Below are 25398 nucleotides of genomic sequence, written 5' to 3'. Positions count from 1 at the left end.
GAAGGCCACGAGCCCCAGGGCGCAGCGGAACCGGCTTTGCCGGGCCGCCAGCGCCGCCCCTGGGGGGTGACGCCGAAGGCGGCGCGGGGGGAGTCAAGACCTGCGCGGGAGGTGCTTAATACCGGTAGGTGTCGGGCTTGTAGGGGCCCTGTTTCGGCACGCCGATATAGGCCGCCTGCTCGTCGCTCAGCTCGGTCAGCATCGCGCCGACCTTCTTCAGGTGCAGGCGGGCCACCTTTTCGTCCAGGTGCTTGGGCAGCACATAGACCTTGCCCACTTCGTAGAAATCGCTGTGCGTGAACAGCTCGATCTGCGCGATGGTCTGGTTGGCGAAGCTCGACGACATCACGAAGCTCGGGTGGCCGGTGCCGCAGCCCAGGTTCACCAGACGGCCCTTGGCCAGCAGGATGATGCGCTTGCCGTCCGGGAAGATCACGTGATCGACCTGGGGCTTGATCTCTTCCCATTCGTACTTTTCCAGCGTCGCGACCTGGATCTCGTTGTCGAAGTGGCCGATGTTGCAGACGATGGCCTGGTCCTTCATGGCGACCAGGTGCTCGTGGCGGATCACGTCCTTGTTGCCGGTGGTCGTGACGAAGATGTCGGCCTTGTCGGCGGCGTATTCCATCGTGACGACCTTGTAGCCTTCCATTGCGGCCTGCAGGGCGTTGATGGGGTCGATCTCGGTCACCCACACCTGGGCGCTCAGGGCGCGCAGGGCCTGGGCCGAGCCCTTGCCCACGTCGCCGTAACCGGCCACGCAAGCCACCTTGCCGGCGATCATCACGTCGGTGGCGCGCTTGATGCCGTCCACCAGCGATTCGCGGCAGCCGTAGAGGTTGTCGAACTTGCTCTTGGTCACCGAGTCGTTCACGTTGATGGCGCGGAACATCAGCGTGCCCTTGACGCTCATTTCCTTCAGGCGGTGCACGCCCGTGGTGGTCTCTTCGGTCACGCCGATGATCTGCGCGCCCTTGCGGCTGTACCAGGTCGGGTCCACGGCCAGCTTGGCCTTGATGGCGGCAAAGACGATCTGCTCTTCTTCGCTTGTGGGGTTGGCCAGCACGCTCTGGTCCTTCTCGGCCAGCTTGCCCAGGTGCATGAGCATGGTGGCGTCGCCGCCGTCGTCCAGGATCATGTTGGGGCCTTCGCCTTCGGCACCGGCGGCGCCGAATTCAAAGATGCGGTGCGTGTAGTCCCAGTAGTCGGCCAGGCTCTCGCCCTTGATGGCGAACACCGGCGTGCCGCTGGCGGCAATGGCGGCGGCGGCGTGGTCCTGCGTCGAGAAGATGTTGCACGAGGCCCAGCGCACTTCGGCGCCCAGGGCTTGCAGGGTTTCGATCAGCACGGCCGTTTGAATGGTCATGTGCAGCGAGCCGGTGACCCGCGCGCCCTTGAGCGGCTGGGCCTTGGAAAACTCTTCGCGGATCGCCATCAGGCCGGGCATTTCGGTCTCGGCGATGCGGATTTCTTTGCGGCCCCAGGCGGCCAGGCTGATGTCGGTGATGGCGCAGTCGGTGTTGACGGCGGTCGGGATGCGTGCGTTCATGGGATCTCCAGATGAGGTTGGCAAGAACCACTGGCGCAAAGGGGCAAAAAAAAGCCCATCACACGTCAGTGGATGAGCGTCGTTGCATGGATGTTCCGAGCCTCACGCCCCGCGCTGACCAGTGGTCAGGGGTGCGCTGCAACGCTCCTCGGATCGGGGGATTCTAACGCAGCCCCGGTTTTTTGACATCTGCGAAACTGCTCCCCCTTCATGCCCCACTTCTCCCTTTCCCCATCACTGGCCGACTGGCCGCAGGCCGAGCGCGCCGGCATCCACGGCGTGCTCACCGACATCGACGACACCCTCACCACCGAAGGCGCCATCACGCCCGACGCGCTCTCCGCGTTGCACGCCCTGCGTGCGGCCGGCCTGCCGGTGTTCGCGATCACCGGGCGCCCGGCCGGCTGGAGCGAGGCCTTCGCGGTGGCCTGGCCTGTGAACGCCATCGTGGCGGAGAACGGTGCCGTGGCGCTGTGGCGTGACACCGCCGGTAGGCTCCGCAAGGCGTATCTGCAGGACGAGGTCGCGCGGCGCGCCAACTGGGCGCAACTCCAGTCGGTGGCGCAGTGCATCCTCAGCGAACTGCCGCACACGCGGTTGTCTCAAGACAGCCCGGGCCGAGAGACCGACATCGCCATCGACCACAGCGAGTTCGCGCAGCTGGACGACACGGCGATCACGCAGGTGGTGCGGCTCATGCGGGACGGCGGGCTGAACGCCACCGTGAGCTCCATCCACATCAACGGCTGGATCGGCGCGCACGACAAGCTGGCTGGCGCGCGCTGGATCGTGCGCGAGCAACTGGGCCGTGATCTCGACGCCGAACAGGACCACTGGGTCTACGTGGGCGACTCGACCAACGACGCGGCCATGTTCGGCCACTTCCCGCACAGTGTGGGCGTGGCCAACGTGGCACGGTTCTGGGACCGGCTGTCACACCGGCCGCGCTATGTGACGCAGCACGAACGCGGCGCCGGTTTTGCCGAGGTCGCGCAAGCCGTGCTCTTGGCAAGGATGGCCTCGTGAGCGAACACCCGCTGCCCCCGGGCCACAGCGGCACCACCCTGCCCGCAACACCGCCACCCCATGCCCGACTGGGCCTGGTGGCGATCTTCGGCTCCACCTTCTTCGAGCTGGTGGGCTACTTCATGCTGTTGCCCTTGCTGCTGTTGCGGCTCAAGGGTGCCGACGTGTCCACCACCCTGGCCGGGCTGTTTGCGGCCAGCGGCTGGGTGGGCGTTTTCGTCATCACGCCGTTTGCCTCGGCCATCACGCAGCGGCTGGGGCGGCGGCCCACGCTCTGGCTGGCGGCCGCCGTGCCGGTGGTCAGCACCACCGGCTTTCTGTTCACCGACTGGCTGCCCGCGTGGTTCGTGTTCGACTTCATCGCCGGCGCGGCCTCCGGCCTGCGCTGGGTGCTGGCCGAAGCGGTGGTCGCCGAGTTCGCGCCACCGCTGAAACGCGGGCGCATGGTGGGTCTGTTCGAAACCATGGTGGGCACCACCTTCGTCATCGGTCCCGCCCTGCTGGCACTGGTCGGCCCACAGAACCCGCTGGCGCTGTGGCTGGTGCTCGCCAGCCTGGCCATCGGGCTGGTCTGGAGCCTGCTGATTCCGCCACTGCCCACCGCCGTCGACGCACACAGCGCGCGCGTGGGTCTGCACGGTGTGTGGCACGCCTTGCGTGCGCACCCGCTGATCATGGCGGTGGGGTTTGTCGGTGGCTTTTTCGAGAGCGGGCTCACGTCCATCCTGCCGCTGTACGGCCTGAGCCTGGGTCTGGGGGTCACGGCGGCGACGCTGCTGGTCTCGGCCAGCGGTTTGGGCAGCGCGCTGATGATGCTGCCCGCCGGCCTGCTGGCCGACCGCATGAGCGCAGCGCCGGGCCGCTCCCAAGCCAGCTCGCACCGCAGCCCGCAGGGCGAAGGTATTCCGGTCACCGCTCACCCCAAACAGCGTTTCGGTGACGCCCACGCGGTGCGCCTGCGGCTGCTGCACGGCTGCTCCGTCATCACGCTGCTGGCCACGCTGGTGATCCCGTTCGTGGCGCAGACCCCCTGGCTGGCCGCGCCGGTCGCGTTTCTGTGGGGCGGCGCGGGCGGCTGCCTGTACACGCTGGCCATGATCGACATCGGCTCGCGCGAAGAAGGCATCACCCTGGTCAACAGCACCGCCGTGCTGGTGCTCTCGTACACGCTGGGCGGTGTGCTGGCGCCCGCACTCGGCGCGGCCATGCTGGACTGGGCGCCAGTGCTGGGCTTTCCTGCCTTGTTGCTCGCGGTGGCCGGGCCGGGCTGGTGGCTGCTGCGCAGCGCGAGCCGCGCAACTTGATCAGGGCGCGGCCGAGGAGGCTGGCGCGGATGTGTGTGCCCTGTCCAACACCCGGTCGGCCAAGCCACCGCCGACCCACATACCGCCCAAAGTGACCCAGGCGGTCACTGCGAAGATCGCGCCGCCGGTCATGCCCGCTCCGACCGCGCAGCCGCCCGCCAGCATGGAGCCAAAACCCATCAGGATGGCGCCGACGATGTAACGCGGCATGGTGTAAACACCACCGAAGCCTTCGAGCTTCCAGTCGCCGCCGACCAGCGCGCCGATCAGCGAACCGACGAACACCCCCGGCATTAAGCCCAGACCAAAGGTCCAGGGCTCGCCGGGCTCGGCCAGCACGCGCATCAGCCACTCGGCCGAGGGACCGCTGAAGGTGAGGCCCTGAATCTGCACCGGCTCGAAAGAGTGGCTCATCACCTGGTAGGTGCCGGCCCAGGCCAGCGCCACCATCAGGCCCGTGCCCACACCGCCGGCCCACTTCCAGAAGCCCCAGCCGCTGTAGTAAGCAAAGAACCCGGCCACCACCAACCACAGTGCCCCAAAGGCCAGGCCGTCCATCGGCCCCACGCCCAGCAAAGCCAGCAGGCTGCGCGACGGCCCGCCATCGACCACCCACCAGCCGGCGATGGTCTCCCGCAACGGCGCGAGCGCACCCCCGAGCGCCGCCTGCGCCGTCACCGCAAACACCAGCCCCGAGAGCAGCGCGCGCAGGTTGCCATTGGCCGACAGCACCAGCAGGCGGCTGGCGCAGCCCCGGGTCATGACCATGCCCACGCCGAAGATCAGCCCACCCACCAGCGCACCCGAAAGACTGCCCCGGGTCGCGAGCTGGCGCGCGGTGCTCACGTCCAGCGTGCCGCTCACGATCAGCAGCTGCACCCCCACCACCGCCGTGGCAAACGCCAGCAGCCAGACCGCCAGTTTTTCGCCAAACTTGCCGTGCCAGAACTCCACCACCGCCGCGCGCAGGCAAAAGCGCGAGCGCTGCGCAAAAAAGCCAAAACCCAGCCCCACCGCCAGCCCGCACAGCGCGAGCACCGCGGGTTCGCCCCAGCGTTCGATCCCGTTGTTCCAGTCCATGAACATTCCATTCATTTGTATATGCGCATGTGAAGATGTTATGCCGCCACCCGAGCCAAAGGGTTGACGCCGCGCAAGGTCGGGCGCACCCGACACGCGGGTTAAGCTGCTCGCCCACTCCGCCCCGGCGGTTTTTCCCACCCGAAAGGACACCCCCATGGCCATCCCCTGGCTCGTTGCGCTCAAGGTGATTCCCTGGGGCGACGTGATCGAACACGCGCCCAAGGTGCTGAACGCCGCGCGCAAGCTGATGGAGCGTCAGCGCACCCCCCAAAATGTGCCCGCTGCCGGCGACAGCGTGATCCCCATGCCCTCGGCCGAACCGCCCAACGCAGCAGCGCTGCACCAGCGCCTGCTCGCGGTGCAGCAACAGCTCGACCAACAGGCCCAGTCGCAGGACCAGCTCACCCAGACCCTGGCCGAACTCGCCGAACAGAACGCCCGTCTGGTGGGTGCGGTGGAGGTGTTGCGGGTGCGCACCCGTCTGATGTTGTGGGGGATGGCGCTGTTGGCGCTGGCGCTGGCCTGGTCCGTCTGGCGCTAAAGCCGTTCAGTTTTCCAGGCCACCGGAGCGCCACCCCGCCGCCTGAAACGGGACCACCCAGGGCACCGCCGGGCCGGCTCCGCCGGACGGCCAGTGCCGCCCCCTTTTGAGGGGGTCGCGCGAAGCGCGGCGGGGGTGTTTCACTTCAGTGCTGAAGCGGCGCCTGGTAAAGCCAGACCGGCTTGCCGGCCACCGTCTCCAGCCGCGCCTTCGGCTTCCAGCCCACGGCATCGAACTCCAGGCTCACCAGCCAGGCGCCCGGCTGGAGCTCGGCGGTCGCTTTTTCCATCGCGCGGGCCATGCTCTCAGGCCGCTGGAACAGATACACCATGTCAAACCCCGACCAATCGGCAGCCCAGATGTCGGCGCGGCGCACGCGGGCAAAGCGGCAGCGCAGCGCACACAACAGCGTGAGCGGCCAACTCCACTCCAGTCCGAAGATGCGAGCCAACGGGTACTCGCTGTGCAACGCGATCAAACCGGCGCCGAGGCCGCAACCCGCATCCACCACCTGAGCCCCCTCGGGCAGCGGCGCCTTCTGGGCCAGGCCTTTCAGCGCCGCGGCGGGGGTGGGAAACAGCGGCGCGTCGCGCCAGGTGTTGAGCGGGTACAGCGCCAGCAACAGCGCCAGCGGCAGCAGCCAGACCCAACCGGGCAGGCCGCCCGCCGCGCCGCTGGCCAGCAGCGAGAGCGGGAAGCCGCCCAGCATGAACACGCGGCGCCAGGGCGTGCGCCCGGTCCAGGCCGGCAGGCCCGAGACCAGCAGCGCCGGCACGAAGGCCGCCACGGCGCCCAGCCCGGCCGCGCGCAAACCCAGGAACACGGCCCAGGCGAGCGCCCAGGTCAGCAGGGCGGGAAGGGGCCAGATCAGCATGGTGAACGGCATTGTCGCCGCTGGCCCGGGCCGGATGGCCCAAGAAAAGAGCGCCCGAGAGCGCCCTTTTGTCACGCGGTGCCAGCCCTCGAACGGACGGCCGAGCGGCCTGTCATCTGATGCGCAGCACGACCAGCGTCTGGTTGAGCAGCTGATAGCCGATCTCGCCGAAGGTCACCGGGCCGGACAGGTCACCGAGCTTCTGGCCTTCGAGTTCACCGAACAGGAAGTTCAGGATGCAGTTGCACGAGAAGCTCACACCCTCGGTGCTGTAGCCGGCCAGGTGTTCGCGGAAGCTCGCGCCGTAGTCGGCCACGGGCTTGGCAAAGCGGTAGTCCACGCCGGTGAACACCGGTGCGTACAACACCACCTTGTCCGCCGCCACGTCCACCGACTGGATGGAGGCGTTCAGGTGCGCGCCCCCGAAGTCACCCACCAGCGGCAGCTTGCCGTCACCCAGGCCCATGGCTTGAACATAGGCGGCCAGCGAAGTCTTTTCGCCATTGACCAGGCAATCGCCGATCTCGAACGAGGTTTCGGTGAAGCGCAGCGTGTCGCCATCGCCGGGCTCGAAGATGTTCACGATCTCGATGGAAGCAAGCTGGCTCTCCGGCAGGGCCACATGGGCCACCACCACGCCGTCTTCGAACTTCTGACCGGTCGTGCCCAGGTAGACCTTGGGTGTGACCTGGCCCAGATCGGACAGGAGCACACCCGCGACCCAGCCCACGGTGGGCTTGAGGAAGGCGTCGGCGTCGTTGGCGGCTTCTTCGGCGAACTTGGTGTGCGAGGCGCTGCCGGCCGGCACGATGGCCACGGAGAACCCGTTGTCGGGGCCATTGCCCACGATGCCTTTGAGCTGATCCACCGCGTAGTGGGCCAGCGTCACCTGGGCCTGCGTGGGCAGCGGCGTCACGAACACCTGGCCCTCGGTGGAGACCACGCCACCGGCGGTGTCCATGAAGTAAGGAATGGTGCCCGCCACCCAGTGGCCTGTCGGCAGCGCGTCCAGCGCGCCTTCCGGGCCGGCCAGTGACAGAAAGGCGCCGCTGCGGATCAGCTCGGACGCGGCGGCAATGCTCATCAGTTGTTGTTTCATGTGGTGCCTCAGATGCGGCTGATTTGATCGACTTCGGAGGCCAGGATGCGCTCCCATTTGGTAAAGAAGGCCAGGATCTCGCCGGCCTTCTGGCTCACAGGGTCGGTGCTGCGCTCGATGCGTTTGGCCAGCAGCTGCATGGCCAGGTTGGTGGTCTGGATGCGCGCCAGACCACCGCTGGCCGCACGCGACCAGCAGGGATGGGTATGGGAAGGAATTGGCATGTGGGGCCCGGTTTGGTGAGAAAAGGCCCGTGCACAGCACCGGCCACCCACCAGGTTCAACGGCCCCGACACCCGCGACTTGAGCAGGAAGGCCAGGTCACTTGACGCAGATCAAAGCCGGGTCGATTTCAGCGCGGCGTCGCAGCCTGCACCCGCTGCGATCCAGCGCCGAGCGAAACACCGGAGCAGCGGCGCGGCCCAGCGCCAGCGGGCTCCGAGCACGCCCTCGGGGTCGCTGATCGCACCACAGCGGTAGAGCCGCTGCGCGCCGTCCCAGCGCAGCGCGTCACACGCGCCCACGCGCTTGCGCGAAATCACCTGGCCGAGCGGGCAAGGCTCGGCCAGGCAACACACGCCGCAGCCATTGCAGGGCGCGCCCAGCGCGGGTTGGGGCGGGGCTGCCGGGTGGATGTGGATGATCTGGTGGGGATCCAAAAGCGTTCTCGCGAGGGGCTGCCTTCGGGGCGGAGGTCGATGCCCCCCGTCGCGGGGCGCACCCAGTGTCGCACCCTTGATCCTCCTCCGAGGATGTCGTCTGGCACCCCAGTGAATGCCCGATGAGTGAGAGACCGAGAGGCGGCCTCATCCCGCCGTCGCCGGCCGCCCGGGCGGTCGTCCCCGCCCCTTGAGGTAGGGGTCCCAGGCACCGTAGTGGCTGACGATCGCACCGCGCGGCAAGGCAAGCCCGATCAGCAACAGCCCGGCGACCCCGACGAATACGCTGCCGGCCGCACTGTAGCCATCCAGCAGCCAGGGCGCCAGCAGCAGCCAGACCCCGAAGGCCGCAATGATCCAGCGCAGCGGGCGGGCAACCTCGGCCAGCGCCATGACGGCGAAGGTGATCACCAGCGAGCCGATCACGTGGTCGTTGTCGGCCGCCGGACCGGTGGTGTCAAACAGCAGCCGGGTCAACATCAGGCCGGCACCGAGGGCGCCGCTGATGACCAGGCTCCACGGCAGGCTGACGCCGCCGCTGAACATTTCGCGCAGCACCGCGCCGGGTGGCGCCGCGAAATCGTCGGAGGAATCGGCGCTGCCGCCGTCGATGGTGTCGCCGTGCAGCATGACGTGCCACAACGATTTGCCTTGCCGTCGGCGTTCGCGCAGAAACTGCAGCGTGGCCAGGATCTCGTCGAACGAATAGGGAATCTGCAGCAGCATCGCGAGCGCCGCCACGAGACACAGCGTGCACCAGGTGCCGATCACGATCGGCTGGATGATGATGAAGACCATGCTGACCGCGCCGAGCGGCACGATCATCACGCCGAACAGCAGCACCAGCCAGGGCATCGTGCGCCAGCGCCGCTTGTCGCCGATGACGCCGGTGATGATCTCGAGCACATAGACGGCGCCGCCCAGCCCGGCATCGGCCACCGGCCAGGCCTCGGACACCGAGGAGGTGACGATGCGCTCCGTGCCGTCGCCAAAAAACGGGTCCCAGGCGGTATCGATGTGACCGAGCTGGAAGGCGGCGAGGTAGCGCGAAATGAACAGCCCGACCAGGGCCAGGGCGATGATCGGGATGCGCTGGTTCCACGAAGACGGGCTGTAGTCCCAGCCGGGCGGCGTGTCCGGCCCGACCAGCCGGGCGACCGGGCTGACCCCTGGCGGCGACGGCACGCCGACCGCGAACAGGATGACCAGGGCGCCGACCAGCGTGTTGTTGGCGTAGGCGGCGGCGCTGGGCGTCCAGAAGACCAGCGGCGCGAACAGCAGCCAGCCGCCCAGCGCGGCCGTCGCCCAGCGCGCCCAGGCCGCGCTGCGCGACAGCGACAACAGGGCGAACACGGTGATCAGCAAGCCGCTCAGGATGTCGCTGGCGGTCATCCAGGTGTCCGAGAAGGCCAGGCCGCGCTGGTTGGGTGCCACCACCAGCTCACCAGCGACGCCCCAGTGCTCGGCCAGGCCGAGGATGAAGGGGCTGGACACCAGCCACAGGCCCAGCGCCGCATTGACGAAATGGCACCACACCGTCTGCCCGTGCTCGCGCCGGTCGACGGCCTCGAATTCGGCGATCAGTTGCGTTTCAGGTGCCGACTGCTCGCTCAGGTCCTGCAGCCAGAGGGGAACCGGGATGTGATTGCGGCCGTACCAGGCGGCCGGGCCCTGCTTCAAGCGGCCCATCATCCTAGGCAGCGCGCCGCGCAGGCTGTGGCGCGGTCGCCAGCCGAGCAGCTGGGCGGCGCGAGCGACATCCAATTCGTAGTGGTCGTCGGCCAGCCAGACCATGAAGGGTTTGATGAAAGGGTCGATGCCGCGGTCGATGGCGTCGGGAATGACGTCCTCCATCGCGTCCTGCGCCCAGGCGCCGGTGGCCGCCACCGGCTTCGGGATGCGCCGCGTCGTCCAGGCTTCGCCGTGCAGCAGGCGGCCGATCAGGTTCTGCAGGGATTCGTAACTCTCGGTTGTTGGCTCGCCGATCAGCACGGTCGTTTCTTCGGCCAGTTTCTGGCGCGACGCCACTGTCTGCCGGAAGGCCTCGGCCACGTCGTCCAGATGCACAAAAGCCTGGCCGTGGCCCGGGTCGCCGGGAAAGACATGGCTCAACATCTGCCGCTCGTAGATGCGCTGAACCTGATAGGCCAGCGACGGCACTTCGCAGTCTTCGGTGTAGACACCGGCGAGGCGCAGGATCACGACCGGAATCCGGCCACGCTCCCGGCGCACCACGTCTTCCGCCGCCACCTTGGATTCGGGATACGGCCATTTCGGCGCCAGTTCGGCCGTTTCGTCGAGCGGCACGCCGGGCTCGGTCGGGGCGTGGACCAGCATGGTGCTGGCGTAGACGAACTGCTCGACATCGAAGTCCTGCAAGGCCTGCAACAGGTGGCGCGTGCCCTGCACGTTGACCGTCTCGTAGCGCTCATCGGGCTCGCCGGAGAAGTCGTAGAAGGCGGCCAGATGGATGACCGACGCCAGGCGCCCACCGCAGCGCTCGCGCAGGCGCTGGCAGGCGGTGGCGAGCGCCGCCGCGTCCGTGATGTCAGCGTCGATGCAATCGGCCGCCTGCCGGCAGTCGAGCTCGAACCCCACCACGGTGTAGCGCTCGCCCAGCGCCGCGCTGATCGCCTTGCCGAGCCGCCCGGCCGCGCCAGTGATCAGAACCACCGGTTTTTCCAAAGCCATGTGTCGGACTCCTTCAGCAGCGTGTTGCCCAGTTGCCGGTGGAGCAAATGGCGCGCCTGTGTCAGGTCGCCCGAGTGCGCCGCTGTCGCTTGCTCAGCCTGTGTGGGCCGCTGCGGTGCCGCCGTTTTTTCCGGGAGTCGGTAGGAATTGCCGGTGACCGGCGATTGACCGTGCGGGCCGCCAGCGGTCGCCCTTCAGCGAGGGTTCGCCCGTCATCGCAAGGGCGCCGAGCCAGCGATCGTTGCGGCGGCCCACATCGCTTGATCCAGCGCCCCGGGAAGGACGTCGATGATGCGGTCGATTTCTCCGTCGTTCAGCGCCGGGTACAGCGGCAGGGCCAGCGAACATTGCGCGAGGTGCTCGCTGCGAGGCAGCGCCCGGCCGTCGTGCAGCGGGGCCAGCGCACGGTGGTGATGCAGTGGCGCCGAGTAGTAGATCCGGGTCGCGACGCCCTCCCTGGCCAGTGCGTCTGCCAGCGCATCGCGTTGCCCGCCGGACTCAAGCGTGACGACGAAGTAATTCCACGCATGTCCCTCGTGGTCCTGGGGCAGCGTCAGCCTTGGCAAGGCGGCCCAGGCAGCCAAATAGCGTGAGGCGATCTGGCGGCGGCGAGCGAGCGCCAGGGGAAACGTCTCCAGCGCAATTTGCAGCAGGGCGGCCTGCAGTTCGTCCATGCGGCTGTTGCGACCCAGGCACAGGTGTTCGTTGGCCTCGTGGCCGTGGTTGCGAAGCAGGCGGGCCTGTCGCGCATGCCTTGCGTCGGCAAACGCCATCGCACCGGCGTCACCCACCGCGCCCAGGGTCTTGGTGGGGTAGAAGCTCATCGCCGCCGCGTCGCCCCAGGTGCCGGCCAGGCGTGCGGTGCCGTCGGGCGCGGTGCAACTTGCACCGAGGCACTGCGCGATGTCCTCAACCAGCCACAGGCCCTGCTCGCGGCAGTAAGCGGCGAGCGCAGGCAGGGCCGAGGCATCGCCGAACAAACCGACCGCGAGCACGGCACGGGTGCGCACGCCGCGGGCAGCTTGGTGCGCCTCCAGCGATGGCAGGAAGCCGCTCGCGTCACAGTCCACGAACACCGGTCGGGCGCCGGCTGCGAGCACGGCTTCGGCACAGGCCACGAAGGTGTAGGCCGGCAAGACAACTTCATCGTCGGCACTGCCACCCCCGAGCGTTCCCACACCGAGCGCTGCCAGTGCCAGGCACAAGGCGTCAGAGCCGGAGTTGACAGCAACAACCTCACGCGCGCCGAGCAACGCCGACATCGAAGCCTCGAAGGCACGCACCTGCGGGCCGAGCACGTACACGCCGCTGCGCAGCACGTCTGCGCAGGCGCGGGTGATGCGTCCGGTCACTTCGGGATCGTTGCAAAACGGCGACCGGAAGAAGGGGATCGCGGCCGGCGCGGCGCCTGGTGTCACGCTTCGAGAATTCGGCATGCCCGTTCCACTGCGGCCAGGCCGTCGTCTCCTGTGGCGATGGCACTGGATTTGCCACGGATGGCTCGGCTGAACGCCACATATTGTTGACACAGAGGGTCCATGCCCAAGTGACGCCTGGCCTCGGGGCTGCGCAGATCGAGCGCCAGCGGACCGCCCTCGGTCTGCGCTTGTATGACCGCTTCGGGCACGGTGGCGCCCAACCCACTCTCGAACACGGCCACCCATCCACCGATCTGCACGCGTGCGCACACAGCGGTGGCGCTCACCTGTCGGTCGATCAGTTCCAGTGGAGCGCCGTTGGAGATGCCGCACAACCAGGCCATGAGGTCCAAGTCGTGCACCATCAGGTCCAGCACGCTGTCCGTCGCCGCACCTGGGCGGGACGAGCTGCGTCGGAAATGCAGAAAAGGGTCGCGTTTGCCATGGTGGCGCCGCGCAGCCTCCCGAAGCAGGGCACGGCACCCGTCATGCAAGAGCGGATTGAAGCGCTCGATGTGGCCGGTGCACAGCGTCACCCCCTGCTGTCGTGCGGCTTGCAACATGCGCATGCCGTCGGCCACCGTCAGACACAAGGGCTTCTCGACGAGCACGTGACAACCACGCGCCATCAGCTCCAGCGACACGTCGGCATGCGCCGTGTCGCTGGTGGCGACAGTGGCGGATGTGATGTCCAAGGGCAGCTCGTCGACATGGCGCAGGAGTGGCAGCGAGCCCAAGGCAGGGTCCAGCGGGAGCGCCGCGAAAGGGTCGACCATGGCACGCAGTTGAAAGCCCGGCAACCCGGCCAGCCTGCGGGCATGGGTGCTGCCGAAGCGCCCCAGGCCAACGACCGCATGGACCAGCGCGGCAGGAGCAACACCAGTGGCGATGTGGGTCGAGGCAACGGCTGCGTTGCCGCTGGGCATCGCCAGATCGTCATCGAAGAAAAGGGGCATGGAATTCATGTCGGGGTGTCTGGCTCTGCAGGTTCGCCGTACTGGAGGCGGATCGCCTATTGTGCTGGCTCATATCCCAGCTCGATCAACAGGCTGCCCGCGATGCGTTCGAAACGCCGGATTTCCTCTTCGCTCATTTCTTCGCGCCAGGACCCAATACGCCCCGTGCTGGGCCCCTCCATCGTTCTCCGCTGTTGGCGCAGGCGCTGTTCGTGGCTGACGACGACGCTGCCATCACGCGATATCCGTGCCCGGTGTTCTTCCAGCCTCAGCGGGGCGCGTTCTTGATGGTTGAGCAACTGGTTCGACCACGGCAGGTCCAGGAACTGGCACAGATGCCGCAACACAGGCTCCGGCCGGTCCACCAGGTCTTCGTAAAAGACCTCGGTGTAGTGGGTGTTGCCAAGGCCAGCGTGGCGGGCCGCCTGCACCCGGTCAACCCAGGCGCGCGCCAGGACCTCAGGGTCATGACCCGGTGTGAACCATTGTTGGCGCCATGACGCGGCAACATCTCGACCGTCGCGGATGAGGTGGATGAACCGGGCCTCTGGCAGCATTGACCCAATCACGCCGATGTGAAACGAGTAGTCCGGTGTTTTTTCACCCCAGCGAGGCTTGTTGAAGCGCTGCGCGTAAAGGCGGTAGAAGGCCCGCAGTCCGTCGGCCACGGTGAAGGGCTGCAGGCCTTGCACGGCCTCGGCCAGCGCTTCGCGCGCCACACCGAAGTCGCCCCAGTTGGGGGCGTGGGGCGGATAGGCAGTGACCGTGTCGACGAAGCGTGCGCGAGCATCGTCCGTCGATTCGTCCAGCGCGGAGGCTGCAACGACGAAGCTCGTCTCGGGTGGGATCGCGAGGTCGGGATGGGCGTCGAGCATCAGCCGCAACAGCGTCGTGCCTGAACGTGGGGCGCCCACGATGACGGGCATGGGGGGTTGTTGATGGATCAAGGCGCAGTGCTCACGATCAGCGCAAGCAGTTCGCGCACGGTAGGCTCCAGCCCCATCCGCAAGGGATCGATCGACAGCCAGGGCGCCTCTGGCACCTCATAGGGTGCGCTGACCCCGGTGAACAGGGGGAGGTCGCCCTGCCGGGCGCGTCGGTAGAGGCCTTTGACGTCAGCGGCTTCACACACTTCCAGCGGCGTGCTGACGTGGACCTCCAGAAAGCGCTGCGCCCCGACGATGGTGCTGGCGTGTGCCCGGTCCGCCCGCAAAGGCGAAATCAGCGCTGCCACAACGATCACGCCGGCGTCGTTCATCAGTCGGGCGACTTCGGCGGTGCGGCGGATGTTCTCGCTGCGCCCTTGCTCACAGAAACCAAGATCCCGGTTCAGGCCGCGGCGCAACACATCGCCGTCGAGCACGACACACCGGCGGCCGCTGTCGTTCAATGCCAGGGACACCGCCTGGCCCAGGGTGGTCTTGCCCGCGCCGCTCAGGCCAGTGAGCCACAGGGTGAAGGGTGAATCGGTGCGCATCGCTGTTGCATCAGCGACGCATCAGCGACGCATGGTCTCGCAGACGGTCCGCCACCACTTGCAGGTGGGCACCACGAATGACGTGTTTGTAGGTGCCAGCCGCCACGCGCTCTTCGCCTACGCGCTCGAAGAAGGGTTTATGGGAGGGCGTCTCTGCTTGCTCATAGCGCGTGGGTCTCGCAACGAACAGGCATTCCTTGCTGTAGGCCTCCGCGCCGAACTCTGCGACGAAGTCGTCAAGCTCCCGTTGCAGCTGCCCGCCAAAGTGCCGGGCGTAGCGGTGCATGTCGTCCAGCTTGGACCGCCAGGCCTCGACGTCGAGTTCGACCACCACGTGCTCTTCGGCCGCGAGGCGTGTCAGCAGGCTGGGATGTCCGACGGTCGGGTAGCCGTAAGCGAGTACCGAATGGCCACGCGCCTTCGCCTGGATGGCGACTTGGTTGGCCAGAATGCGGCACAGGTCGTGGGAGGGGTTGTAGTCCTCCGCTTCGTCCGCGACGATGCACTCGATGCCCTCTGCGATCACATGCGCTGTCAGCGCCTCGATCCATTGCGTGAACAGGCCTGTGTCTCCGTCCAGCAGACCTTGGTAGATCGCGGCGTCAGGCACCGGCGCGACCACCTGAGAAACCCAGCTTGCACCAGCACGTTCCAGGTTGTCGATCGTGAGGTCCAACCGCGGCACCCCATTGGATCCCGCTCCGTTGGTCAGCACCACGACCTGCGGCCGCTCATTTCGAAGCCATTGCCACAGCAACAATTCGTGCCCTGGATGGGCAGCAATCAACAAGTGCTTCATCTGGGCTGAATTCTCGTCTGGATGTAGGTGGACATTCGCCTCAGCGGCGCAGTGATGCGCCACGATCGGCTGGCGTGGATCTCGCTCAACTGCGCGCGCAGGGCGGCGAGCTCGCTGCGCGCCCGCCCCTCGGCGTCCGCCAGGCGGGACGTTGATTCGTCGAGCCGTGCTGTGAGCTCGACGGCATGTTGATCTTTATCGACCAAGTGGGAACCTGCCTCATTGAGCCGCGCGGTGAGCTCGGTGGCATGTTCGGCTGTCCGTTGAACCTCGGCGCGCCAAGCGTCGATCTGAGCTTGATGTGCGCGCTGCTGATCGTTGAATGCCTGCTGCAAGCCCGCGATGTGCTGGTGCAATGAGGCAATCCCTGTGTGCGCGGCGGTGGCGTTGCCACGCCGGATCCAGTCGTTCAGGTAGCGCGCCATCTCCTGCGCGCGCTGTTCTGCCGGTACCGGGATGACCGCACGGGTCTCCACCATTCGCCGCACGCAGTGTTCCAGCCCGGACAGCATGGCATCCAGTCCGCAGTGCCTGCGAGCCCAGGTCGAGGCCTCTCGTGCATCCTGCGCGTCGAACTTGTCGAGTTCGGCCATCACATTCTGTCGCGTGATCGGCCGGGTCATGATGGCTCTGCCAAAATTCCAGCGTCGTGCATGGGCAACGGTGGCGGCAGACACCATTCCTCCCATGCCCGCGCTCGGATCGAGTGCCACCACCGCGTTGCCCGTGACCAGCGCCTCTGTGGCGCAGCGCCCTTTGCCAAACACGATGTCGTATCTCCCCAGCGCGGCGGCCGGATCCGTCAGGTGGTTGCCGCTGCCGCTGCCAATCACATCAAGCGCGAGACCCCGTTCAGCGCACGCCATGCGAACCTCCTCCAGCTGGGCGTCGTGCGACGCATAGTTGCTGAAGACCACCGCAGTGCGGGGCGTGACGGGCAAGGGCTCGCGTGGCAGAAAGCGCGTGAGATCGATGCCGTTCTGGAGGAGCTCAATGTGCTGGCGTTCGATGCCGAACTCGTGCACCAGCCGTTCGGCGCAGTTCTCGTCAACCGCCGCATGGCGAACCACCTGCGAAAACTGTGCTGGTCTGCCATGGTCCGCACTCCGGTCGTGGCAGAGGGTCAGGACGGGCACATCATGAAAATGCAGCAACGCACGAACGGTCTCGTGATGCGTGTTGCCAATGATGACGTCGGGCCGCGCGGCCATGTCCGCGACGTCGGTGACACAGGCGATCGATGCCTGGCGCAACTCGTCAGCCATGTCGCCAAAGGCGGTGGCGAAAATGGTCACGGAGTGACCACGGTTGCGCATCCAGAGCGCCAGATCTCGGGTGAACATCTCTGCGCCCGTCCGGTGCACGAGATAGCACATCGTGATCAGGATGCGCAAGGGTGGCGAATGCTTCGATGTGTCTGACACTGGCGTGGACATGGCGTCAGGTACCCGGCTGCGCATTGTTGAGTACGCCGTGCGCCTGCTGGTCGGCATGGTACGAGCTGCGCACCATGGCGCCCACGGCGGCGTGGGTGAAGCCCATCTTGTAGGCCTCGGCCTCGAACATCTTGAAGGTGTCCGGGTGCACGTAACGGCGCACCGGCAGGTGGTGGCCGCTGGGGGCGAGGTACTGGCCGATGGTCAGCATCTCGATGTTGTGCGCTCGCATGTCGCGCATCACGTCGAGGATTTCCTCGTCGGTCTCGCCCAGGCCCACCATCAGGCCGCTCTTGGTCGGCACGTGCGGGAACAGGGCCTTGAACTTCTTGAGCAGGTTCAGGCTGAACTGGTAATCCGACCCCGGGCGCGCTTCCTTGTAAAGACGCGGTGCGGTCTCCAGGTTGTGGTTCATCACGTCGGGTGGTGCGGCCTTCAGGATCTCCAGCGCGCGGTCGTCGCGGCCGCGGAAGTCGGGCACCAGCACCTCGATCTGCGTGCCCGGTGACAGTTCGCGGGTCTTCTGAATGCAGGCCACGAAGTGGCCGGCGCCACCGTCGCGCAAATCATCGCGGTCCACGCTGGTGATCACCACGTACTTGAGCTTGAGCGCCGCGATCGTCTTGGCCAGGTTCTCGGGCTCGTTCAGGTCCAGCGGGTCGGGGCGGCCGTGGCCCACGTCACAGAACGGGCAGCGGCGCGTGCACTTGTCGCCCATGATCATGAAGGTGGCCGTGCCCTTGCCGAAGCATTCGCCGATGTTGGGGCAACTGGCCTCTTCGCAGACGGTGACCAGCTTGTTGGCACGCAGCACGTCCTTGATCTCGTAGAAGCGGGTGGTGGGCGAACCGGCCTTGACTCGGATCCAGTCGGGCTTCTTCAGCACCTCGGCCGGCACGATCTTGATCGGAATGCGTGAGGTCTTGGCCTGGCTCTTCTGCTTGGCGGTGGCGTCGTAGCCGGCTGCGGCCTGTGGTGTGTCGGGGCGGGTCATGGCGTGGGCGCGGGTGGCGCAAGAGCGTTCAAGGGCTGAGGGTGGCGCCGAGCTTCTGGCTCAGGACCTGGGCCGCTTCATCCCATGAAACGGCGACCCCGATTGTAGAAAGGTCCACCGTCTGCAGGCCGATACCCGTCGTTTGCCCAGCCAGGCTCCACCTGGGGCGCAATGCACTGCGCGTTCATCCCCAGGCGCATCGCAGTCATCCCCCAACGTGGTGCACGATAGCGATCAACTCGCGCTTGGGAGGCATTGCATCTGCGGACCTTCGCGCCGGAGGTGGCACTTCAGACCTGAATCGACCCCATGCTATTGCACAGCAATGGCGACGGTGGGCGAGCACGCAGGAATCCCACCACCAACATTGTTGGCCTTGCGGTTGTCCCCATTGGATGCCAAGACACCGCCGCCGCATCCGAAACCGGTCAAGTTGTTGTATACGCCGTTGTTGGTCAGGCGCACTGTGGCGCCTGTGCCGGCTTGCGCTCCCACGCCATTGTTGGCCAATATGCTGTTCTCCACGGCAATGGAGCCGCCACCCGCATGAACGCCGATACCGCCGTTCCTCACAATGGTCGAGTTGAGCACCATGACATTTCCTGTGGTGCCAATCGCAGTTTCAATGCCAGCGGTCGCAAATCCAGATATGGAGACGCGGTCCACGATCAAAGCGGCGCCATCCAGCAATCGGATGCCCACCGCGCCGGTACCAGAACCGACGATCGAAAGATTTCGGACGGTAACAGCCGCACCAGACGCGTTGACAGAGATGCCGTTTCCGGCGTTGGTCAGAATACCCGCCAGGGTGCCGTCGCCATTGATCGTGATGGACTTCGTGATGGTCACTGCACCAAACCCACCCGGATCGAGCACCGAAATCTCGCCGTTGACTGCGGTCTTGCTGATCGCTCCTGCAAAAGTCTTGCAAGGTGCCGTTCGGCTGCAAGGATTGGCGTCATCACCTACACCTGATACCCATGTTCTCGTGGCTTGAGCGTGCACCAAGGAAACACCCATCAGGCTGTAAATGGTTAACGCCAACACGGTTTGAAAAATGCGATTCAGCAAAGTCGTCCTGGTCAAAACAGTTCTCCTAAGAGTAAAAAAATCGAAACAACACCGCTTGCAGAAATCCGGCGTCAAGTGACCTCAACTCAAGACTTTGAAGCCCTGCGCGTGCATGGTAACGCGAGCCCGACGCTTGATCTACGTGAATGCCCTGCTGGACAGCCATCAATCGACTTCAGCACAATATGCGCATACTCGGGCGCCCTGACCCGGCGCTGATCACCACCGAGGCTTGCTGTGCTGTTCGCGCAGTTGTCACACAGGGCCCGAACGGCTGGCGATTCAGACTTTCCGCTCAGCCTCGCGCCAGCACTGGCCCCAGCACCTTGCCGGTGTGGGTGCCCAGGCACACCACCTCCTCAGGGGTGGTCGCCGCCACGACGCGGCCCCCCCCACCTCCGCCTTCGGGACCCAGGTCGATGATCCAGTCGGCTTCGGCCATCACATCCAGGTCATGTTCGATCACGATCACGCTGTGACCACCGTCCACCAGCCGGTGCAGCACGCGGATGAGTTTTTCCACGTCGGCCATGTGCAGGCCCACAGTGGGTTCGTCGAGCACGTAGAGCGTGTGCGGCGCCTTCTGGCCCCGCCGTGTGACGTCGTCGCGCACCTTGCTGAGCTCGGTCACGAGCTTGATGCGCTGCGCTTCGCCGCCGCTCAGCGTCGGTGATGGCTGGCCCAGCGTGAGGTAGCCCAGGCCCACATCTTTCAGCAGTTGCAGTGGGTGGGCGATGTTGGGCATGGAGGCGAAAAACTCGACCGCTTCGTCCACCTCCATCTGCAGCACGTCGCCGATGCTCTTGCCCTTCCAGCTCACGGCCAGGGTCTCGGGGTTGAAGCGCGCGCCGTGGCAGACCTCGCAAGGCACCTTGACGTCGGGCAGGAAGCTCATCTCGATGGTGCGCATGCCCTGCCCTTCGCAGCCCGGGCAGCGGCCTTCGCCGGTGTTGAAGCTGAAGCGGCCCGGGCCGTAGCCGCGCGCCTTGGCTTCGAGCGTGTCGGCGAAGAGTTTGCGCACCGTGTCCCAAAAGCCGATGTAGGTGGCCGGGCAGCTGCGCGGCGTTTTGCCGATGGGCGTCTGGTCGACTTCGAGCACGCGGTCCACCACCTCGGAGCCGAGCAGCTTGTCGCAGCCGGTCCAGGCGGGCCGGGTGCCGTCGTTGTCCCAGGTCTGGCGGCCGGCGAAGGTGCTGCGCTGGGACACCGCCGCTGCTGCGTTGGTGAGCAGCACATCGCGCGCGAAGGTGGATTTGCCGGAGCCGCTGACGCCGGTGATGACGACCAGGCGTTGCAGGGGGACGGCGACGGTGAGGTTTTGCAGGTTGTGCAGGCGAGCGCCGCGGACTTCGAGCCACGGCAGACCCTCACCCCCGCCCTCTCCCGCCAGCGGGAGAGGGGGTTTTTCGCTCGAACGTGCCGCCGAAGACAACGGGCTTTCACTCCCTCGCCCCTCTGGGGAGAGGGTTGGGGTGAGGGGCAAGACGCCACGCCGCGCCTGCAGCGGATGTTTCATCGCATGCAGCAGGTAGCGCCCGGTGACGGACTCTTCATTCGCCGACAGATCGGCCACCGACCCTTGCGCCACGACACGCCCACCCCGTTTTCCCGCACTGGGACCGATGTCGATGATGTGGTCGGCGCGGCGGATGGTGTCTTCGTCGTGTTCCACCACCACCAGGGTGTTGCCCATGTCGCCGAGCTTGTGCAGCGCGTTGAGAAGGATCGCGTTGTCGCGCGCGTGCAGTCCGATGGTCGGCTCGTCGAGCACGTAACACACGCCCTGCAGGTTGCTGCCGAGTTGCGCCGCGAGGCGGATGCGCTGCGCTTCGCCGCCGCTGAGCGTGGGCGCGCCACGATCGAGCGTGAGGTAGTTCAGGCCCACCTCTTCCAGGAAGGCGAGGCGGCTCTCGATCTCGGGCAACAGGTCACGGGCGATGTCGGCTTCGCGGCTCGTCAGCACGGCCACTTTCAGCAAGCCCTGCACCCAAGAGCGGACTTCGTTCACCGACAGACGGGCCACGTCCGTGATGCCCACACCGCCAAACTTCACCGCACGGGCCTGGGCATTCAATCGTGTGCCTTCACACCCCGGACACGGTTGATCCGCAAGGTCTTCCACCTCGGGCTCGGCAAAGCTCTGCTCGCGGCCCTTCTGGTCGTCGTCGCGCACCGAATCATCGAGCGCCTTGCGCTGCTCGCGCGAGAGCGCCAGACCCGTGCCCACGCAGTCGGGGCACCAGCCGTGTTTGCTGTTGTACGAGAACAGGCGCGGATCCAGCTCGGGGTAGCTGGTGGCGCAGACCGGGCAGGCGCGGTTGGTGGAAAACACCTCCAGCTTGCCCAAGCCCACGGTGGACGTGCCGTCGGCCATGGCTTGCGCCAGGCCGTCCATCTGATGCAGCACATGCACCTGACCCTTGCCGATCTCCAGCGCCTTGCTGAGCTGGCTGCGCAGCCAGGCTTCGTTGGCCGGGTCCACCACGCCGTCGGCCACCGGCAGTTCGATGGTGTGTTCCTTGAAACGGTCGATGCGCGGAAAGCCGCTTGTGGGCAGGAACTCGCCGTCCACGCGCAGGTGGGTGTGGCCGCGCGGGCGTGCCCAGTCGGCCAGCTCGGTGTAGACGCCCTTGCGGTTCACCACCAGCGGCGCGAGCAGCCCGATGTGCTGGCCGACGTAGCGCGTGAGGATGGCGGCGGCAATGCTCTCGGGGCTTTGCGGCATGACGGCTGCGCCGTCGTGCACGCAGTGCTGCGTGCCCAGCTTCACGTAGAGCAAGCGCAGGAAGTGCCAGACCTCGGTGGTGGTGCCGACCGTGCTCTTTCGGCCACCGCGCGAGAGCCGCTGTTCGATCGCCACCGTGGGCGGGATGCCGTAGACCGCGTCCACTTCGGGCCGTCCCGCCGGCTGCACGATGCTGCGCGCGTAGGCGTTGAGCGATTCGAGGTAACGCCGCTGGCCTTCGTTGAACAGGATGTCGAAGGCCAGCGTGGACTTGCCGGAACCGCTGACGCCGGAGATCACGTTGAACTGGCCGCGTGGGATGTCCACGCTCAGGTTCTTGAGGTTGTGTTCCTTGGCGTTGACGATGCGGATGGCGTTGCTGTGGCCCGCGGTGCGCGCGGCCGAGGCGCGCTGGCGCTGCGGTTGCTTCAGGTAATCCACCAGCCGGCCTTCGTGCACCGCGTGCACCTCGCCCATGGACTCGGCGTAGGCGCGCAGGGCCTTGGCGGTGTGACTGCTGGGGTGCTGGCGCACGTCTTCCGGCGGCCCTTCGGCCACCACCAGTCCACCGCCCGCGCCGCCTTCGGGGCCGAGGTCGATCAGCCAGTCGGCGGCGCGGATCACGTCGAGGTTGTGTTCGATCACGACCAGCGAATGCCCGGCGTCGAGCAGCTTGCGCAGGCTGCGCATGAGCTTGGCGATGTCGTCAAAGTGCAGGCCGGTGGTGGGCTCGTCGAACAGGAACAGCGTGCCCTTGCGCGAGATGGGCTGGCGGCTGGCGCTGGCGCTCTTGGCGGCTTCGGCCAGGAAGCCCGCGAGCTTCAGACGCTGCGCTTCGCCGCCCGACAGGGTCGGCACCGGCTGGCCGAGCTTCACGTATTCGAGGCCCACGTCCACGATGGGCTGCAACGCGCGGATCACCTCGCGGTCGCTCGCGAACAACCCGGCCGCTTCGCTCACGGTGAGGTTCAGCACATCGGCCACGTTGTGCATCCGCCCGCCGCGTTCGATGCGCACCTCCAGAATTTCGGGCCGGTAGCGTTTGCCATCGCAGTCCGGGCAACGCAAATACACGTCGCTCAGAAACTGCATTTCCACGTGTTCGAAGCCCGATCCACCGCAGGTGGGACAACGCCCGTCGCCGCTGTTGAAGCTGAACTTGCTGGCGGTGTAGCTGCGCTGGCGCGAGAGCGGCGCGTCGGCAAACAGGGCGCGAACCGCGTCCCAGGCGCCGACGTAGCTCACCGGGTTGGAGCGCGCGGTCTTGCCGATGGGCGATTGATCGACGAACACCACTTCGCTCAAGAAGTCAGCGCCCAACAGGCGGTCGTGTGCGCCCGGTGAGTCGGTGGACTTGCCGAAGTGGCGCAGCAGCGCGGGAGCGAGCACGTCCTGGATCAGGCTGGACTTGCCCGAGCCGGACACGCCGGTGACCACCACCAGGCGCTGCAGCGGGAACTCGACACTCACGTTTTGCAGGTTGTGTTCGCGCGCGCCTTCGAGGATGAGGCGCGGCGTGCTGTCGGTCACCATGCGCTTGAAGCCCATGCCCACGGTCTTGCGCGCGCCCAGGTAGGCGCCGGTCAGCGTGTCGGCGCTGCGGATCTGCTCGGGCGTGCCGTCGAACACGATCTGCCCGCCGCGCTCACCCGGCCCCGGACCCATGTCGATCAGTCGGTCGGCCGCCAGCATCACGGCCGGGTCGTGCTCCACCACCACCAGCGTGTTGCCCGCGTCGCGCAGGCGCAGCATGGCGTCGTTGATGCGCGCCATGTCGCGCGGGTGCAGGCCGATGCTGGGCTCGTCCAGCACGAAGAGCGTGTTCACCAGCGAGGTGCCGAGCGCCGTGGTGAGGTTGATGCGCTGCACCTCACCGCCGCTGAGCGTGCGGCTCTGGCGGTCGAGCGTGAGGTAGCCGATGCCGACCTCGCAGAGGTAGCGGATGCGGGTGTTGATCTCTTCGAACAGCAGGCGCACCGCCTGCGCCTGGCCGGCGCCCGCGAGGTCCGAGCCCGCAGGGACCAGCGTCTTGTCCAGCGCCGCAAAAAACACCCGCAACCTGTCCAGCGGCATCAGCATCAGGTCGTGCAGGCACAAGCCGGGCACGGCCTCCAGCTGCGCACGCGACCACGCCACACCCTTGGGCAGGTACCGCTTCCCGGGCGGCAGCACCGCGTCGGCCTGGGCCTTGGTGCCGATGCGCCAAAGCAGGCTGTCGGTCTTCAGGCGCGCGCCGCCGCAGCTCGGGCATTCGGTGTAGCTGCGGTACTTGGACAAGAGCACACGGATGTGCATCTTGTAGGCCTTGCTCTCCAGGTACTCGAAGAAGCGCGCGATGCCGAACCAGTGCTGGTTCCACTTGCCGTTCCAGTTCGGCGAGCCGGCCTTGACCCAATGTTGCTGTTCGGGCGTGAGCTTGTTCCAGGGCGTGTCGCGCGGGATGCCCGCGCTTTCAGCGTGGCGCATCAGGTCGTCTTGCGCTTCTTTCCAGGCCGGGGTCTGGAAGATCTTGATCGCACCATTGCGCAGCGTGAGCTTGTCGTTCGGGATCACCAGGCCGTGGTCCACCCCGATCACACGGCCAAAACCGCGGCAGGCCTCGCAGGCGCCGACGGCGGAGTTGAAGGAGAACATCGAGGGCGTGGGATCGGTGTAGCGGATGTCGCTCTCGGGGCAATGCAATCCTGTCGAGAACCTCCAGATCACTGGCTCGGCACCCTCCTCGCCCAGCACGTAGACCATCAACTTGCCGCTGCCGCGCTTGAGGCCGGCTTCGATGGCCTCCATCACGCGCACCTGCTCGGCGGTGCCGATGCGGAAGCGGTCGGCCACCACGTCGAGCACCTTCACCGATTCGCTGGCAGGGGTGCCTTTGGCGGCTTTGGCCTTGGTGGTCTTGGCGGCTTTCGCATCGGGCGCCGGTGCGGCACGCTGGACGATGCGCTCGGCCTGCACCCGCGTGTAGCCGCTCGCGGAAAGCCATTGTTCGATCTCTTCGGGTGTGGTGCTGGCCGGCAATTCGACCGGGAAGGTCACCACCAGCCTGGGGTCATTCAACTCAACACAGCGTTTCTGCAGTTCCGCGTAGATCGACTCCGGCGAATCGTGACGCACCGGCAGCGCGGTCTCTCGGTCGAACAGGTCGGCCCCGCGCGCGAACAAGAGCTTCAGGTGGTCGTTCAGCTCGGTCATCGTGCCCACGGTCGAGCGCGAGCTGCGCACCGGGTTGGTCTGGTCGATGGCGATGGCGGGCGGCACGCCGTCCACCCGGTCCACGGCCGGCTTGTCCATGCGGTCGAGAAACTGGCGTGCGTAGGCGCTGAAGGTTTCCACATAGCGCCGCTGGCCTTCGGCGAACAACGTGTCGAACACCAGGCTGGACTTGCCCGATCCGCTGGGCCCAGTGACCACGGTGAGTTCACCGGTGCGGATGTCGAGATCGATGTTCTTCAGGTTGTGTTGGCGCGCGCCGCGGATGCGGATCAGCCCGGTTTCTGCGGGGGCCGGGAGGGCCTCCCCCGGCTCGGGCAAAGAAGAGGGATTCAGTAGCGGGTGCGCATCAGACATGAAGGGGCTTCCGGTGGGGAGGCAAACATTCTAGGAGCGCCAGCCATCGGAGCGCGGCGGCGTTACGTCATTTCCACAATCCCCAAGCGGCGCGGGACCCCTAGACTGTGTGCACAAGCAGGAGACAAA

The 25398-nt window shown here is 66.7% G+C and carries 19 protein-coding genes, 1 pseudogene and 1 riboswitch; of the genes and pseudogenes, 3 read left to right on the top strand and 17 right to left on the bottom strand.

The genetic code is table 11. The features are described 5' to 3' along the window. Positions 1–115: 115 nt before the first annotated feature. Positions 116–1549 (bottom strand): adenosylhomocysteinase, encoded by a 1434-nt coding sequence (ahcY, locus tag B0E41_RS17535; protein WP_077332682.1) that lies wholly within the window; start codon positions 1547–1549, stop codon positions 116–118. Positions 1550–1616: 67 nt separating this feature from the next. Continuing rightward, positions 1617–1705, bottom strand: a riboswitch (S-adenosyl-L-homocysteine riboswitch). A 54-nt stretch (positions 1706–1759) separates the two neighbouring features. Between ahcY and B0E41_RS17530 the strand changes: the two genes are divergently transcribed. Further along, positions 1760–2575 (top strand): HAD family hydrolase, encoded by an 816-nt coding sequence (locus B0E41_RS17530; RefSeq protein WP_077332680.1) that lies wholly within the window; start codon positions 1760–1762, stop codon positions 2573–2575. After that, positions 2572–3879 carry an MFS transporter gene (locus tag B0E41_RS17525; RefSeq protein ID WP_077332678.1) on the top strand — a complete coding sequence of 436 codons (1308 nt, stop codon included), beginning with the start codon at positions 2572–2574 and terminating at the stop codon, positions 3877–3879. Before B0E41_RS17530 ends, B0E41_RS17525 begins: the two co-directional genes overlap by 4 nt. Here the strand turns inward: B0E41_RS17525 and B0E41_RS17520 are convergent, their stop codons facing one another. Further along, positions 3880–4959, bottom strand: a complete 1080-nt coding sequence (locus tag B0E41_RS17520) for a YeeE/YedE family protein (RefSeq protein WP_253194968.1) — start codon at positions 4957–4959, stop codon at positions 3880–3882. A 157-nt stretch (positions 4960–5116) separates the two neighbouring features. On the opposite strand from B0E41_RS17520, the gene B0E41_RS17515 reads away from it, so the two are divergent. After that, positions 5117–5503, top strand: a complete 387-nt coding sequence (locus B0E41_RS17515) for a hypothetical protein (protein WP_077332673.1) — start codon at positions 5117–5119, stop codon at positions 5501–5503. Between the two features lie 145 nt (positions 5504–5648). On the opposite strand, the gene B0E41_RS17510 is transcribed toward B0E41_RS17515, so the two are convergent. The 15 genes and pseudogenes from B0E41_RS17510 to uvrA form a co-directional block, all read right to left on the bottom strand. Then, complete coding sequence (locus B0E41_RS17510; RefSeq protein WP_253194966.1) at positions 5649–6377, bottom strand: class I SAM-dependent methyltransferase; 729 nt, start codon at positions 6375–6377, stop codon at positions 5649–5651. 112 nt (positions 6378–6489) lie between these two features. Then, complete coding sequence (locus tag B0E41_RS17505; RefSeq protein ID WP_077332669.1) at positions 6490–7476, bottom strand: hypothetical protein; 987 nt, start codon at positions 7474–7476, stop codon at positions 6490–6492. 8 nt (positions 7477–7484) lie between these two features. Continuing rightward, entirely contained in the window at positions 7485–7700 is a 216-nt protein-coding gene (locus tag B0E41_RS17500; protein ID WP_077332668.1) for a hypothetical protein, read from the bottom strand. A 111-nt stretch (positions 7701–7811) separates the two neighbouring features. Continuing rightward, entirely contained in the window at positions 7812–8135 is a 324-nt protein-coding gene (locus tag B0E41_RS17495; RefSeq protein WP_077332666.1) for a hypothetical protein, read from the bottom strand. Positions 8136–8282: 147 nt separating this feature from the next. Further along, positions 8283–10826, bottom strand: coding sequence for an NAD-dependent epimerase/dehydratase family protein (locus B0E41_RS17490; RefSeq protein WP_077332664.1), 2544 nt, complete (start codon positions 10824–10826; stop codon positions 8283–8285). Between the two features lie 212 nt (positions 10827–11038). Beyond that, positions 11039–12262, bottom strand: a complete 1224-nt coding sequence (locus tag B0E41_RS17485; protein ID WP_077332662.1) for a DegT/DnrJ/EryC1/StrS family aminotransferase — start codon at positions 12260–12262, stop codon at positions 11039–11041. Beyond that, the gene (locus tag B0E41_RS17480) at positions 12241–13200 is read right to left on the bottom strand and encodes a Gfo/Idh/MocA family oxidoreductase (protein ID WP_253194964.1); all 960 of its coding nucleotides are present in this window, start codon (positions 13198–13200) and stop codon (positions 12241–12243) included. The genes B0E41_RS17485 and B0E41_RS17480 overlap by 22 nt, the downstream gene beginning before the upstream one ends. Positions 13201–13256: 56 nt before the next feature. Beyond that, entirely contained in the window at positions 13257–14126 is an 870-nt protein-coding gene (locus tag B0E41_RS17475; protein WP_077332660.1) for a sulfotransferase, read from the bottom strand. A 17-nt stretch (positions 14127–14143) separates the two neighbouring features. Further along, positions 14144–14677, bottom strand: coding sequence for an adenylyl-sulfate kinase (cysC, locus tag B0E41_RS17470; RefSeq protein ID WP_077332658.1), 534 nt, complete (start codon positions 14675–14677; stop codon positions 14144–14146). Between the two features lie 10 nt (positions 14678–14687). Next, entirely contained in the window at positions 14688–15476 is a 789-nt protein-coding gene (locus B0E41_RS17465; RefSeq protein ID WP_077332656.1) for a hypothetical protein, read from the bottom strand. Continuing rightward, positions 15473–16870: a glycosyltransferase gene (locus tag B0E41_RS17460; protein ID WP_253194962.1), complete on the bottom strand. Its 1398-nt coding sequence runs from the start codon at positions 16868–16870 to the stop codon at positions 15473–15475. Before B0E41_RS17460 ends, B0E41_RS17465 begins: the two co-directional genes overlap by 4 nt. A gap of 46 nt (positions 16871–16916) precedes the next feature. Next, positions 16917–17906: a lipoyl synthase gene (gene lipA, locus B0E41_RS17455; RefSeq protein ID WP_077332652.1), complete on the bottom strand. Its 990-nt coding sequence runs from the start codon at positions 17904–17906 to the stop codon at positions 16917–16919. 28 nt (positions 17907–17934) lie between these two features. Then, a pseudogene (locus tag B0E41_RS27600) lies at positions 17935–18036 on the bottom strand (lipoyl(octanoyl) transferase); the annotation flags it as partial. A 182-nt stretch (positions 18037–18218) separates the two neighbouring features. Beyond that, positions 18219–18992, bottom strand: a complete 774-nt coding sequence (locus B0E41_RS17450) for a right-handed parallel beta-helix repeat-containing protein (RefSeq protein WP_216350777.1) — start codon at positions 18990–18992, stop codon at positions 18219–18221. Between the two features lie 280 nt (positions 18993–19272). Next, positions 19273–25269: an excinuclease ABC subunit UvrA gene (gene uvrA / locus B0E41_RS17445; protein WP_077332650.1), complete on the bottom strand. Its 5997-nt coding sequence runs from the start codon at positions 25267–25269 to the stop codon at positions 19273–19275. Positions 25270–25398: the final 129 nt, after the last annotated feature.

This window comes from Hydrogenophaga sp. A37 (assembly GCF_002001205.1).
GTDB lineage: Bacteria > Pseudomonadota > Gammaproteobacteria > Burkholderiales > Burkholderiaceae_C > Hydrogenophaga.
This window is presented reverse-complemented; position numbering and strand designations above follow the sequence as displayed.

Excerpts from the sequence above, each read along its gene's own strand:
- ahcY (WP_077332682.1), bottom strand. The coding sequence starts at position 1,549 with ATGAACGCACGCATCCCGACCGCCGTCAACACCGACTGCGCCATCACC.
- B0E41_RS17530 (WP_077332680.1), top strand. The coding sequence starts at position 1,760 with ATGCCCCACTTCTCCCTTTCCCCATCACTGGCCGACTGGCCGCAGGCC.
- B0E41_RS17520 (WP_253194968.1), bottom strand. The coding sequence starts at position 4,959 with ATGGACTGGAACAACGGGATCGAACGCTGGGGCGAACCCGCGGTGCTC.
- B0E41_RS17515 (WP_077332673.1), top strand. The coding sequence starts at position 5,117 with ATGGCCATCCCCTGGCTCGTTGCGCTCAAGGTGATTCCCTGGGGCGAC.
- B0E41_RS17510 (WP_253194966.1), bottom strand. The coding sequence starts at position 6,377 with ATGCTGATCTGGCCCCTTCCCGCCCTGCTGACCTGGGCGCTCGCCTGG.
- B0E41_RS17505 (WP_077332669.1), bottom strand. The coding sequence starts at position 7,476 with ATGAAACAACAACTGATGAGCATTGCCGCCGCGTCCGAGCTGATCCGC.
- B0E41_RS17500 (WP_077332668.1), bottom strand. The coding sequence starts at position 7,700 with ATGCCAATTCCTTCCCATACCCATCCCTGCTGGTCGCGTGCGGCCAGC.
- B0E41_RS17490 (WP_077332664.1), bottom strand. The coding sequence starts at position 10,826 with ATGGCTTTGGAAAAACCGGTGGTTCTGATCACTGGCGCGGCCGGGCGG.
- B0E41_RS17485 (WP_077332662.1), bottom strand. The coding sequence starts at position 12,262 with ATGCCGAATTCTCGAAGCGTGACACCAGGCGCCGCGCCGGCCGCGATC.
- B0E41_RS17480 (WP_253194964.1), bottom strand. The coding sequence starts at position 13,200 with ATGCCCCTTTTCTTCGATGACGATCTGGCGATGCCCAGCGGCAACGCA.
- B0E41_RS17475 (WP_077332660.1), bottom strand. The coding sequence starts at position 14,126 with ATGCCCGTCATCGTGGGCGCCCCACGTTCAGGCACGACGCTGTTGCGG.
- cysC (WP_077332658.1), bottom strand. The coding sequence starts at position 14,677 with ATGCGCACCGATTCACCCTTCACCCTGTGGCTCACTGGCCTGAGCGGC.
- B0E41_RS17465 (WP_077332656.1), bottom strand. The coding sequence starts at position 15,476 with ATGAAGCACTTGTTGATTGCTGCCCATCCAGGGCACGAATTGTTGCTG.
- lipA (WP_077332652.1), bottom strand. The coding sequence starts at position 17,906 with ATGACCCGCCCCGACACACCACAGGCCGCAGCCGGCTACGACGCCACC.
- uvrA (WP_077332650.1), bottom strand. The coding sequence starts at position 25,269 with ATGTCTGATGCGCACCCGCTACTGAATCCCTCTTCTTTGCCCGAGCCG.